This is a genomic window from Streptomyces sp. NBC_01210 (assembly GCF_036010325.1).
In the GTDB taxonomy this organism is placed as follows: Bacteria; Actinomycetota; Actinomycetes; order Streptomycetales; family Streptomycetaceae; genus Streptomyces.
In genome coordinates this window covers 3669255-3682331 of sequence record NZ_CP108549.1, presented here as the reverse complement: position 1 = coordinate 3682331, position 13077 = coordinate 3669255, and the positions used below count along the sequence as shown (strand labels likewise).

At 68.9% G+C, this 13077-nt stretch carries 9 protein-coding genes; 5 read left to right on the top strand and 4 right to left on the bottom strand.

What is annotated here, in order from left to right; translation table 11 throughout:
* Positions 1-35: 35 nt before the first annotated feature.
* A complete protein-coding gene (locus OG735_RS16585; protein ID WP_327323947.1) occupies positions 36-617 on the bottom strand; it encodes a GNAT family N-acetyltransferase in 582 nt (193 codons plus the stop codon).
* A 251-nt stretch (positions 618-868) separates the two neighbouring features.
* Between OG735_RS16585 and secA the strand changes: the two genes are divergently transcribed.
* Positions 869-3688, top strand: a complete 2820-nt coding sequence (secA, locus tag OG735_RS16580; RefSeq protein ID WP_327323946.1) for a preprotein translocase subunit SecA — start codon at positions 869-871, stop codon at positions 3686-3688.
* A 95-nt stretch (positions 3689-3783) separates the two neighbouring features.
* On the opposite strand, the gene OG735_RS16575 is transcribed toward secA, so the two are convergent.
* On the bottom strand, positions 3784-4302 hold the full coding sequence (locus tag OG735_RS16575; RefSeq protein ID WP_327323945.1) for an SgcJ/EcaC family oxidoreductase: 519 nt from the start codon (positions 4300-4302) through the stop codon (positions 3784-3786).
* A gap of 81 nt (positions 4303-4383) precedes the next feature.
* Here OG735_RS16575 and OG735_RS16570 point away from each other — a divergent pair, with 81 nt between their 5' ends.
* Positions 4384-4857 (top strand): MarR family winged helix-turn-helix transcriptional regulator, encoded by a 474-nt coding sequence (locus OG735_RS16570; RefSeq protein WP_327323944.1) that lies wholly within the window; start codon positions 4384-4386, stop codon positions 4855-4857.
* Positions 4858-4922: 65 nt separating this feature from the next.
* On the opposite strand, the gene OG735_RS16565 is transcribed toward OG735_RS16570, so the two are convergent.
* On the bottom strand, positions 4923-5351 hold the full coding sequence (locus OG735_RS16565; protein WP_327323943.1) for an Rv3235 family protein: 429 nt from the start codon (positions 5349-5351) through the stop codon (positions 4923-4925).
* Between the two features lie 279 nt (positions 5352-5630).
* Between OG735_RS16565 and OG735_RS16560 the strand changes: the two genes are divergently transcribed.
* Complete coding sequence (locus OG735_RS16560; RefSeq protein WP_327323942.1) at positions 5631-6137, top strand: DUF6912 family protein; 507 nt, start codon at positions 5631-5633, stop codon at positions 6135-6137.
* Positions 6138-6318: 181 nt separating this feature from the next.
* Positions 6319-6990: an HAD family hydrolase gene (locus OG735_RS16555; protein ID WP_327323941.1), complete on the top strand. Its 672-nt coding sequence runs from the start codon at positions 6319-6321 to the stop codon at positions 6988-6990.
* Between the two features lie 43 nt (positions 6991-7033).
* Here OG735_RS16555 and OG735_RS16550 read toward each other — a convergent pair whose 3' ends face one another.
* Positions 7034-7600: a DJ-1/PfpI family protein gene (locus OG735_RS16550; RefSeq protein ID WP_327323940.1), complete on the bottom strand. Its 567-nt coding sequence runs from the start codon at positions 7598-7600 to the stop codon at positions 7034-7036.
* Positions 7601-8043: 443 nt separating this feature from the next.
* On the opposite strand from OG735_RS16550, the gene OG735_RS16545 reads away from it, so the two are divergent.
* Positions 8044-12978, top strand: a complete 4935-nt coding sequence (locus OG735_RS16545) for an NAD-glutamate dehydrogenase (RefSeq protein WP_327323939.1) — start codon at positions 8044-8046, stop codon at positions 12976-12978.
* Positions 12979-13077: the final 99 nt, after the last annotated feature.

Here is a 13077-nt window from a genome sequence, read left to right as displayed (position 1 = left end):
GCGACGCGCCCGGCCCCGTCAGCCCTCGGGGCCCGTCAGCCCCCGGCACGGGCCGGGAGATACGGATGCGTGCTCGCCAGCCCAAGGTCCGACGGCAGCAGCGCACCGACCCAGGTGTCCCTGAGGGTGTCCTTGTTCAGCAGAGCCGCGCGCAGTGCGCCCTCCATCACGAAGCCGGACTTCTCCGCGACGGCCCGGGACCCCGCGTTGCCGACTTCCGCCCGCCACTCCAGACGCGTCGCCCCCAGCCTGCTGAAGGCCCAGTGCGCCACGGCGCCCACGCTCTCCGCCATGACACCGCGCCCGCGGTGCTCCTTGCCCGTCCAGAAGCCGATCTCCCAGGTGCCCGAGAAGGTCCGCAGCGTGACCGCGACCGACGCCATCAGCGGACCGCCCTCGCGCGGCAGCACCGCGAAGGTGCACATCGTGCTGGTGCGCCAGCCGTCCGGCACCATCTGCCCGGTGAACTCGGCCGCGTGCTGCCGTTCGTACGGCGAAGGGACCGTCGTCCACCGCTGGATGTCGGGATCCTGGCAGGCCTGGTACACGGCCTCCGTGTCATCGGCCGTGAAGGGACGCAGCAGCAGGCGCTCGGTGGTGAGAGTGATGGGCTCCATGTCCGGATTCTGGTCAGGACCGCGGGCGGATGCGAGCAGTTTTCGGGCCTCACCGGCACCTTCCGCGAGTCCCGAGCGTTCTTCTTGCGGGTGACAGCAGGCCCGAGCGACGGCGGACTGACGGCGGACCTCCCGACCCGGCGGGGTCCTCGCTTACGATGGCCGTTGCGGTGGGGCCCACCTGCCGCGCCCGCGCCAGTGTCCATAACACGACCCAGTGCCAGGCCCGATCGGCAAGGAGACCAACCTCAGTGTCCGTCTTCAACAAGCTCATGCGTGCAGGCGAAGGCAAGATCCTGCGCAAACTGCACCGCATCGCGGACCAGGTCAACTCCATCGAAGAGGACTTCGTCAACCTCTCCGACGCCGAGTTGCGGGCGCTCACGGACGAATACAAGGAGCGCTACGCAGACGGCGAAAGTCTGGACGACCTGCTCCCCGAGGCCTTCGCGACCGTCCGCGAGGCCGCCAAGCGCGTCCTCGGCCAGCGCCACTACGACGTACAGATGATGGGCGGCGCCGCCCTGCACCTCGGATACGTCGCCGAGATGAAGACCGGTGAGGGCAAGACCCTCGTCGGCACCCTCCCCGCCTACCTCAACGCGCTCTCGGGCAAGGGCGTCCACCTGATCACGGTCAACGACTACCTGGCCGAGCGCGACTCCGAGATGATGGGCCGGGTCCACAAGTTCCTGGGCCTGAGCGTCGGGTGCATCCTCGCCAATATGACGCCCGCCCAGCGCCGCGAGCAGTACAACTGCGACATTACGTACGGAACGAACAATGAGTTCGGTTTCGACTACCTCCGCGACAACATGGCGTGGTCCCAGGACGAGCTCGTCCAGCGCGGCCACAACTACGCCATCGTCGACGAGGTCGACTCGATCCTTGTCGACGAGGCCCGTACGCCGCTGATCATCTCCGGCCCCGCCGACCAGGCCACCAAGTGGTACGGCGACTTCGCCAAGCTGGTGACGCGCCTGGCCAAGGGCGAGCCGGGCAACCAGCTCAAGGGCATCGAGGAGACCGGCGACTACGAGGTCGACGAGAAGAAGCGGACCGTCGCCATCCATGAGCCGGGTGTCGCGAAGGTCGAGGACTGGCTGGGCATCGACAACCTCTACGAGTCGGTGAACACTCCGCTCGTCGGTTATCTGAACAACGCCATCAAGGCCAAGGAACTGTTCAAGAAGGACAAGGACTACGTCGTCATCGACGGCGAAGTCATGATCGTCGACGAGCACACCGGCCGTATCCTCGCCGGCCGCCGCTACAACGAGGGCATGCACCAGGCGATCGAGGCGAAGGAAGGGGTGGACATCAAGGACGAGAACCAGACCCTCGCCACGATCACCCTGCAGAACTTCTTCCGCCTCTACGGCAAGCTCTCCGGAATGACCGGTACGGCCATGACGGAGGCCGCGGAGTTCCACCAGATCTACAAGCTCGGCGTCGTGCCGATCCCGACGAACAAGCCGATGGTCCGCAAGGACCAGTCCGACCTGATCTACCGGACCGAGGTCGCGAAGTTCGCGGCGGTCGTCGACGACATCGCCGAGAAGCACGAGAAGGGCCAGCCGATCCTGGTCGGCACCACCTCGGTCGAGAAGTCCGAGTACCTCTCGCAGCAGCTGAACAAGCGCGGTGTGCAGCACGAGGTCCTCAACGCCAAGCAGCACGACCGGGAGGCGACGATCGTCGCCCAGGCCGGCCGTAAGGGCGCCGTCACCGTCGCCACGAACATGGCCGGCCGTGGTACGGACATCAAGCTCGGCGGCAACCCCGACGACCTCGCCGAGGCGGAGCTGCGCCAGCGCGGCCTGGACCCGGTCGAGCACGTCGAGGAGTGGGCCGCGGCCCTGCCTGCCGCGCTGGAGCGGGCCGAGGCGGCCGTCAAGGCCGAGCACGACGAGGTCACCAACCTCGGCGGCCTCTATGTGCTGGGCACCGAGCGACACGAGTCGCGCCGTATCGACAACCAGCTGCGCGGTCGTTCCGGCCGTCAGGGCGACCCGGGCGAGTCCCGTTTCTACCTGTCGCTGGGTGACGACCTGATGCGTCTGTTCAAGGCGCAGATGGTCGAGCGCGTGATGTCGATGGCCAACGTGCCGGACGACGTGCCGATCGAGAACAAGATGGTGACGCGCGCGATCGCGTCGGCCCAGTCGCAGGTCGAGCAGCAGAACTTCGAGACGCGTAAGAACGTCCTGAAGTACGACGAGGTCCTCAACCGCCAGCGCGAGGTCATCTACGGCGAGCGCCGCCGTGTCCTGGAGGGCGAGGACCTGCAGGAGCAGGTGCGTCACTTCATGGACGACACCATCGACGCCTACATCCAGGCGGAGACCGTCGAGGGCTTCGCGGAGGAGTGGGACCTGGACCGGCTGTGGGGCGCGTTCAAGCAGCTCTACCCGGTGAAGGCCACCGTCGAGGAGCTGGAGGAGGCGGCCGGCGACCGGGCCGGGATCACCGCCGAGTTCATCGCCGAGTCCATCAAGGACGACATCCACGAGCAGTACGACGAGCGCGAGAAGCAGCTCGGCTCGGACATCATGCGTGAGCTCGAGCGGCGCGTGGTGCTGTCCGTACTGGACCGCAAGTGGCGTGAGCACCTCTACGAGATGGACTACCTCCAGGAGGGCATCGGCCTGCGCGCGATGGCGCAGAAGGACCCGCTGGTGGAGTACCAGCGCGAGGGCTTCGACATGTTCACCGCCATGATGGAGGGCATCAAGGAGGAGTCCGTCGGCTATCTGTTCAACCTGGAGGTCCAGGTCGAGCAGCAGGTCGAGGAGGTCCCGGTGCAGGACACGGCGGAGCGGACCTCGCTCGCCAAGGAGGACGCCGTTCCCGCGGGCGCTTCCCGTCCGGAGATTCGCGCGAAGGGCCTCGGTGCCCCGCAGCGGCCCGACCGGCTGCACTTCTCCGCTCCCACGGTCGACGGCGAAGGCGGTGTCGTCGAGGGCGACTTCGACAATGACGGCGAGCCTGCCCGGTCGGAGATGGACGGGCTGACGCGTGCCGAGCGACGCAAGGCGCAGAAGGGCGCCGGCCGCCGCCGCAAGAAGTAACGCTTGCCCGATGCGAACGGCCGGGGCCGGACACCTCTTGCGGTGTCCGGCCCCGGCCGTTTCGTTCCGGTCCTTCCGGGTCTCGGCCGTTTCCTTCAGACGCCGGCGCCGGCCCCGGCGACGGCACTCGCCGTGTTGCGGCGGCCCAGGCCGAGGAGGCGGGCGGCGCGGGTCGTGGTCCGGGACATCTTCGACGGCATCGAGTCGGGGGCGGGGATGGTGACCGGGCGGACCCGGCCGTTGTGGATCGCGGTGATCCGCCAGCCGTCGTCGGTGTTCACGACCACGACCGTCTGGCGTGACAGGCGCCGCTTGGGGAGCTCGGAGCGCCACGGCATCAGTACGGAGGCGGTGCCATGCACGATGGCGACCCCAGGGGCGATGTAGCGGATCGCCTCGATCTCGCCGACCAGCGCCGAGCCGGTGAGGACCCCGCGGAACAGCCGGTCGTGGTTGTCCTGGTGCTCGGCCCGTCCCACGGCACGGGTGCCGTCGTACGAGACGTAGTCGGAGTGCTCGGTGAAGCAGGCGCCGAAGGCGACCGCGTCGCCGTCGTTCCAGGTCTGCATGAAGCGCTGGAAGAGGTCCTGGATCTGGATGTCGCTGGTGCTCATGGCAAGTCCTCCGGGAGTGGTATCCTTTCGACTGACGAAACTTACGATAACAGAAAGATTCGAATGTCGAAAGAAGCTTTGGTGAGGAATGTTGCCCAGCAGCTCCGCCTGCTGCAACAGAGCTTCGACGCCTTCGACGAGGCCGCCGCGGCACGGCTCGGCGTGAACCGCACCGACCTGCGCTGCCTCGATCTGGTGCTGGGGGCGGGCGAGCGGTCGGACGGCGAAGGGTCTGGCGCCGAGTTGTCGGCCGGCGAGCTCAGCGCCGCACTGAAGCTCAGCCCGGCGGCGACGACCACGGTCATCGACCGGCTCGAGCGCGCCGGCCTCGTCACCCGCAGCCGCGACGCGGCCAACCGCCGGCGCGTACTCGTCACCGCCACGGATTCCGCCCGTGCTGCCGAGGCCGAGGTCTATCTGCCCGTCGGCGCCGCCGGGGCCGAGGCGCTGAGCCGTTACGACGAGGACCAGCTCGCCACGATCCTGAACTTCCTCCAGGCTGCGCGTCAGGTGCAGGAGGGGCAGGCGGCCAGGCTCGGTGTGGACGGCGGCTGAGCCGGGCGCCGACGGCCGCTACCGGGGGTCGGCTGTGCGGCGCATGCTCCCTGCCGAGCCGGCCGCTACCGGATCGGCTGTGCGGCGACACGCTCCCCGCCGAGCTCCACCGCCGCGCAGCGCCAGCGCTGGTCCGCGCCCTGCTCCAGGCGGAAGGCCATCGCGCTGACCCGGTCGCCCGAGCCGATCCGGGCGAAGGCTTCGATCACGCCGGGGCCCGGGTGGTACTCGCCGCAGTGCCGTACGACCGGCGTGACCCGTTCCGCCGGGCGCAGCGGAGCCCCTGGAGCCAGCCGCACCAGTTGCTCGTACGCCTCCCCGATGGTGTGCCCGAGCATCCAGTGCACCGGTCGCTGTCCGCTGAGCACCGCGAGCAGGCGGTCGGCGAACCAGTAGTGCGGCTGGTGCTGCCGCCGTGCGCGGGCCATCGCCCCTGCCGCCACCACTGCGGGCCTGCGTTGATCGCGCCGTCCTGCGGGCCGGGTCCTGTCCATGCAGATCGCCCCCGATATCCGGGCCCGGTCTCGATACCGGGCGGTAACTTCACTGGTGATCTTCTACGGGGGCGGGGCGAGCGGCCGCAATGTGCGCGGGCACCGTCGGAGGGCGACGGGAAACTTCACCTATCAGGGTGACGAGCGGTGGCCCCGGGCCGTGGCGTGCAGGTGCGCGGGGTATTTCGGGTGGACGGTGCGCGAGCCCCGGAGCGGCACCACGAAGGGGGACGTCGCACGTATCCTGAGGGCGTCTTCCGACTACGAAAGCGGCCAGCCATGCGCGTCTACGTCCCCCTGACCCTCCCCGGTCTCGCAGAGGCGCACAAGGCGGGCAAGCTGGGCCCCGGTCCGCTGGCCGCCTACGCGGTGACCCCGGGACTGCGCGAGTGGTACGTCTCCGACGACATCGAGGAGCTCGAGTACGCCGCGCTGAACCGTGCCGCGGCCGCCTCACTGCGGCTGCTCGCGGGTGATCCGGCCGCTGCCAGGCGCCGGGTCGTCGTCGCCGTCGACGTACCGGACCAGGACGCGGTGGCCGATCCCGACCGGGTGCTCGTCGCCAGCGCGCTCGGCGAGGTGCGGATCGCGTCCGCGGTGCCACTGGCCAAGGCGGCGGCGGTGCATGTGGACGCCGACGACGCGGTGGACGATGTGGTGGCGGCGGCGGAGGCACTGGGAGCGGCGGACCAGGGCGACGACGACGCCCAGTTCACGGTGGACGGTGCGGAGGACCACGAGCTGCTCTGGTTCGGGGTGCAGGAGATCCCGAACCTGATCTCCTGACGCCTGCCGGCCCTCTCCATCCCCTTCCGCCTCGCCCGCCCCTTCCGCCTCGCCCGGCACCTCGTGCCTCGCCCGGCACCTCGTGCCTGCCCGCTTCCCCCGCCTCGCTCGGCACCTCCTGCCCCTTCCCCAGGGTCATCCCGTCCGGCCGCCTGTCAGTCCTGCTGGGTACTGTTTTGGTATGGGGAAGCGCGCGGACACACACATCGTCTGGGACTGGAACGGCACGCTGTTCCACGACATCTTCGCGGTCATCCAGGCGACGAACGCCTCGTTCGCGGAGATAGGGCTGCCCGCGATCACGCTCGAGCGCTACCGGGACCTGTACTGCGTGCCGGTGCCGCTCTTCTACGAGCGGCTCATGGGGCGGCTGCCCACGGATGCGGAATGGGCCGTCATGGACGAGACCTTCCACCGGCACTACTGGGTGCTGGCCGAGAGCGCGGGACTGGCCGCCGGAGCCAGGGAGCTGCTGGTCGACTGGCAGGCGTCCGGGCTGACGCAGTCGATGTGTTCGCTCGCCCCGCACGAGAACCTGATACCGATCGTGCGCACGCACGGCATCGAACAACACTTTGTGCGGGTGGACGGCCGGGTCGGCGGATCGCACACCGGTAAGGCCGAGCACATGGCGCGCCACCTCGCGGGGCTCGACGGAGTACGGGCGGAGCGCGTGGTGGTCATCGGCGACGCCGTCGACGACGCGGTTGCGGCGCAGCATGTGGGAGCGCGAGCCGTCCTCTACACGGGTGGCTCACACAGCCGCACCAGCCTGCGGGCGGCGGGGACAGGCGTGCCCGTGGTGGACACACTCGCTGAGGCAGTGGCCGAGGCCGAGCGCCTGGCGGCCTGACGCCTACCGCCGGACGCTCGCCGTGGCGGCGTGCGTCGCGGCGTCAGCTCACCGGGGCCTTCGCGCGCAGCACCTTCAGGAACTCCCGCATCCACGCGGAGTGGTCCGGCCAGGCGCGGGAGGAGACGAGGGTGCCGTCGACGACCGCCTCCGCGTCCTGGAAGCTCGCGCCGGCCGCCTGCATGTCCAGTTCCAGCGCCGGGTAGGCGGTGACGCGCCGGCCCTCCAGGCTGCCGAGCGCCGCCGTCAGCAGCGGGCCGTGGCAGATCTGGGCGACCGGCTTGTCGGAGTCGAAGAAGGACTTGAGGAGCTTGCGGAGTTCCGGGTCGTTGCGCAGATACTCGGGGGCGCGGCCGCCGGGGATCACCACCGCTGCGTACTGCCCCGGATCGACTTCCGAGAAGGCCAGGTCGGCGGGCCACGTGTAGCCCGGCTTCTCGGTGTATGTGTCGAAGCCCGGTTCGAAGTCGTGCACCACGAACTGCAGCTTTTTGCGGGAGGGGGCCGCGATATGCACCTCGTACCCCTCCTCCCGCAGCCGCTGGTACGGGTAGAGGACTTCGAGGGACTCGGCTGCGTCGCCGGTGACGATCAGGATCTTCGCTGTCATGGCTGCTCCCGGTGTCCTGCTGTCGACGGTACTCCCGGTGTCGTGCTGTTGACGTGTGACCGTGTCGTCACCGTCAACGTGCACCGCGAGGGGGGTGCTTGCCAAGAGGGCCTGTGTCGCTGTCCAGACTGTCAAACTTCAGGCCCCGCTTTTGTACACATACGGCTCATGACGGGTCGGGGGGGCGGGGCGATAGCCTTGACCCGTGATCAGCGCGATACGCCGCGGGGGCAGCGAAGCCCCCGGCCTGCGCCCGGAGTGCCACAGCACCCGGGCGATCGTTGCTCTCCTCGTTCCGACCTGGTTGCCGAACTTGGCCAATAACCGCTCGGACGACTCTCATCGCGGCATAACGTCGACTCCGACCGGATACCCCGCGTCATGGCGTTGCGTCGCTTCTTTCACCTACGTCACGCAACGGCGCGCGACAGGAGCCAGAGGACATGCAGACCAAGCTGGACGAAGCCAAGGCCGAGCTGCTCGAACGGGCCGCCCGGGTAGCTGAGAACAGCCCGCTCGGGGGGAACCTTCCGACTGGGTCCGAGCAAGGGAAGCGTCCTGACCGGGACGCTCTGCTCACGTACCTCCAGCGCTACTACCTGCACACCGCTCCAGAGGACCTCGCCGACCGCGACCCGGTCGACATCTTCGGCGCGGCACTTTCCCACTACCGGCTGGCCGAGAACCGCCCCCAGGGGACGGCCAATGTGCGGGTCCACACTCCGACCGTGGAAGAGAACGGCTGGACGTGCAGCCACTCCGTCGTCGAGGTCGTCACCGATGACATGCCCTTCCTTGTCGACTCGGTCACCAATGAGCTCTCCCGCCAGGGCCGCGGCATCCATGTCGTGATCCACCCGCAGGTCACCGTCCGCCGCGATGTGACCGGCAAGCTCATCGAGGTACTGCCCTCCGAGGCCAACAGCAAGGCGCTGCCGCACGACGCGCTCGTCGAGTCCTGGATCCATGTCGAGGTCGACCGCGAGACCGACCGCGCCGATCTGAAGCAGATCACCTCCGACCTGCTGCGGGTCCTCTCCGACGTCCGCGAGACCGTCGAGGACTGGGAGAAGATGCGCGACGCCGCGCTGCGCATCGCCGAAGAGCTGCCCAGCGAGCCGAAGGCCGACGATCTGCGCGACCAGGAGGTCGAGGAGGCGCGTGAGCTGCTGCGCTGGCTCGCCGCCGACCACTTCACCTTCCTCGGCTACCGCGAGTACGAGCTCACCGAGAACGACGCGCTCGCCGCCGTCCCGGGGACCGGACTCGGCATCCTGCGCTCCGACCCCCAGCACAGCACGGACGAGGCGCACCCGGTCAGCCCGTCCTTCAGCCGGCTGCCCGCCGACGCCCGTGCCAAGGCCCGTGAGCACAAGCTGCTCGTGCTGACGAAGGCCAACAGCCGCGCGACCGTGCACCGCCCCAGCTACCTCGACTACGTCGGCGTGAAGAAGTTCGACGCCGAGGGAAATGTCGTCGGTGAGCGCCGCTTCCTCGGTCTCTTCTCCTCCGCCGCGTACACCGAGTCCGTGCGCCGGGTGCCGGTCATCCGCCGCAAGGTCGCCGAGGTCCTGGAGGGCGCCGGCTTCTCGCCCAACAGCCACGACGGCCGCGACCTGCTGCAGATCCTCGAGACCTACCCGCGCGACGAGCTCTTCCAGACGCCCGTCGACCAGCTGCGTTCCATCGTCACGAGCGTGCTCTACCTCCAGGAACGCCGCAGGCTGCGGCTCTACCTGCGTCAGGACGAGTACGGGCGCTACTACTCCGCCCTCATCTACCTGCCGCGCGACCGCTACACCACCGGCGTACGGCTGCGCCTGATCGACATCCTCAAGGAGGAGCTCGGCGGCAGCAGCGTCGACTTCACCGCCTGGAACACCGAGTCGATCCTCTCCCGGCTGCACTTCGTGGTCCGTGTCCCGTCCGGGACCGAGCTGCCCCATCTGACCGACTCCGACGTCGAGCGCATCGAGGCCAGGCTGGTCGAGGCCGCCCGCTCCTGGGCCGACGGCTTCGGCGAGGCACTCAACGCCGAGTGCGGTGAGGAGCGCGCCGCCGAGCTGCTGCGCCGCTACGGCTCCGCCTTCCCCGAGGGCTACAAGGCAGACCACTCGCCGCGTGCCGCCGTCGCCGACCTCGTGCACCTGGAACGGCTGACCGAGAGCGGCAGGGGCTTCGCGCTCTCGCTGTACGAACCGGTCGGTGCGGGCCCCGGCGAGCGCCGCTTCAAGATCTACCGCACCGGAGAGCAGGTCTCCCTCTCCGCGGTCCTGCCCGCGCTCAACCGGCTCGGTGTCGAGGTCGTCGACGAGCGTCCGTACGAGCTGCGCTGCTCGGACCGTACGACCGCCTGGATCTACGACTTCGGTCTGCGCATGCCGCTGGCCAACGGCAACGGCGACTACCTCGCCGACGATGCCCGCGAGCGTTTCCAGGACGCCTTCGCCGCGGTCTGGACCGGCAAGGCCGAGAACGACGGCTTCAACGCCCTCGTTCTGGGTGCCGGTCTGAACTGGCGTCAGGCGATGGTGCTGCGCGCGTACGCCAAGTACCTGCGCCAGGCCGGTTCGACCTTCAGCCAGGAGTACATGGAGGACACCCTCCGTACCAACGTCCACACCACCCGGCTGCTGATCTCGCTCTTCGAGGCCAGGATGTCCCCGGAGCGCCAGCGCGCGGGCACCGAGCTGATCGACGGTCTCCTCGAGGAGCTTGAGGGCGCGCTCGACCAGGTCGCCAGCCTGGACGAGGACCGGATCCTGCGTTCCTTCCTCACGGTCATCAAGGCGACGCTGCGGACCAACTTCTTCCAGGAGGCCGGCGGCGGCACACACCACAGCTATGTGTCGATGAAGTTCGACCCGCAGGCCATCCCGGATCTGCCTGCGCCCCGCCCGGCGTACGAGATCTGGGTGCACTCCCCGCGCGTCGAGGGTGTGCACCTGCGCTTCGGCAAGGTCGCGCGCGGCGGTCTGCGCTGGTCCGACCGGCGTGAGGACTTCCGTACGGAGATCCTGGGCCTGGTCAAGGCGCAGATGGTGAAGAACACCGTGATCGTGCCGGTCGGCGCGAAGGGCGGCTTCGTCGCCAAGCAGCTCCCGGACCCGTCCGTGGACCGGGACGCCTGGCTCGCCGAAGGCATCGCCTGCTACAAGATCTTCATCTCCGCGCTGCTCGACATCACCGACAACCTGGTGGCGGGCGAGGTCGTACCGCCGGCCGATGTCGTACGCCACGACGGGGACGACACCTATCTCGTCGTCGCCGCGGACAAGGGCACCGCGTCCTTCTCCGACATCGCCAACGAGGTCGCGCTCTCGTACAACTTCTGGCTCGGCGACGCCTTCGCATCGGGCGGCTCCGCCGGATACGACCACAAGAAGATGGGCATCACCGCCCGCGGCGCATGGGAGTCCGTCAAGCGACACTTCCGCGAGCTCGGCCACGACACCCAGACCCAGGACTTCACGGTCGTCGGCGTCGGCGACATGTCCGGTGACGTGTTCGGCAACGGAATGCTGCTCAGCGAGCACATCCGGCTGGTCGCCGCCTTCGACCACCGGCACATCTTCATCGACCCGAACCCGGAGGCGGCAACCTCGTACGCCGAGCGCAGCCGGCTCTTCGGGCTGCCCCGCTCCTCCTGGGCCGACTACAACAAGGAGCTGCTGTCCGCGGGCGGCGGCATCCACCCGCGTACGGCCAAGTCGATCCCGATCAACGCGCACATGCGCGCGGCGCTCGGCATCGAGCCCGGCATCTCCAAGATGACGCCCGCCGAGCTGATGAAGACGATCCTCAAGTCCCCGGTGGACCTGCTGTGGAACGGCGGCATCGGTACGTACGTCAAGGCCTCCACCGAGTCCAACGCGGACGTCGGCGACAAGGCCAACGACGCGATCCGCGTCAACGGTGAGGACCTGCGGGCCAAGGTCGTCGGCGAGGGTGGCAACCTGGGCCTGACCCAGCTCGGCCGGATCGAGTTCGACCGCAGCGGCGGCAAGATCAACACCGATGCCATCGACAACAGCGCGGGCGTGGACACCTCCGACCACGAGGTGAACATCAAGATCCTGCTCAACGGTCTGGTGTCGGACGGCGACATGACCGTCAAGCAGCGCAACAAGCTGCTCGCGGAGATGACCGACGAGGTCGGGGCGCTGGTACTGCGCAACAACTACGCGCAGAACGTCGCCCTGGCGAACGCCGTCGTCCAGGCGCCGAGTCTGCTCCACGCCCACCAGCGCTTCATTCGGCGGCTGGAGCGGGACGGGCATCTGGACCGGCCCCTGGAGTTCCTGCCGACCGACCGGCAGATCCGTGAACTGCTCAACGCGGGCAAGGGGCTCAGCCAGCCCGAGCTGGCCGTGCTGCTCGCCTACACCAAGATCACGGTGGCGGACGAGCTGATCGGGACGGGGCTGCCGGACGACCCGTATCTGCGCCGGCTGCTGCACGCGTACTTCCCGCAGCCGCTGCGCGAGAAGTTCCCCGAGGCGATCGACGGGCATGCGCTGCGCCGCGAGATCGTCACGACGGTGTTGGTCAACGACACGGTGAACACCGGTGGTTCGACCTTCCTGCACCGGCTGCGCGAAGAGACGGGTGCGTCGACCGAGGAGGTCGTGCGGGCGCAGACCGCGGCCCGCGAGATCTTCGGACTCGGCGCGGTGTGGGACGCCGTCGAGGCCCTCGACAACAAGGTCGCGGCCGACGTCCAGACCCGTATCCGGCTCCACTCGCGCCGCCTCGTCGAGCGCGGTACGCGATGGCTGCTGGGCAACCGGCCGCAGCCGCTGGAGCTCGCCGAGACCATCGAGTTCTTCGCCGAGCGCGTGGAGCATGTCTGGGCGGAGCTGCCGAAGATGCTGCGTGGCGCGGATCTGGAGTGGTACCAGGGGATCCTGGACGAGCTCACCGAGGCCGGTGTTCCCGAAGAGCTCGCGCTGCGGGTTGCCGGATTCTCCTCCGCCTTCCCGACGCTCGACATCGTCGCGATCGCGGACCGTACGAAGAAGGATCCGATGGCGGTCGCCGAGGTGTACTACGACCTCGCCGACCGGCTGCGGATCACCCAGCTGATGGACCGGATCATAGAGCTGCCGCGGGCCGACCGCTGGCAGTCCATGGCCCGCGCCTCCATCCGCGAGGACCTGTACGCCGCACACGCCATGCTGACGGCGGACGTGCTCTCCGTGGGCAACGGCAGCTCGACGCCCGAGGAGCGGTTCAAGGCCTGGGAGCAGAAGAACGCGGCGATCCTCGGCCGGGCGCGCTCGACGCTGGAGGAGATCCAGGGCTCGGACACGTTCGACCTGGCGAACCTGTCGGTGGCGATGCGGACGATGCGGCAGCTGCTGCGTACGCACAGCTAGCCGTACGGGAACGAGGGGCGCCGGGTCCGTCCGGCGCGCTTCGCCCTCGATCGCCGGACGGGCTTTTGAGCACAAGCCCGTCCGGCGCTCGAGGACAGC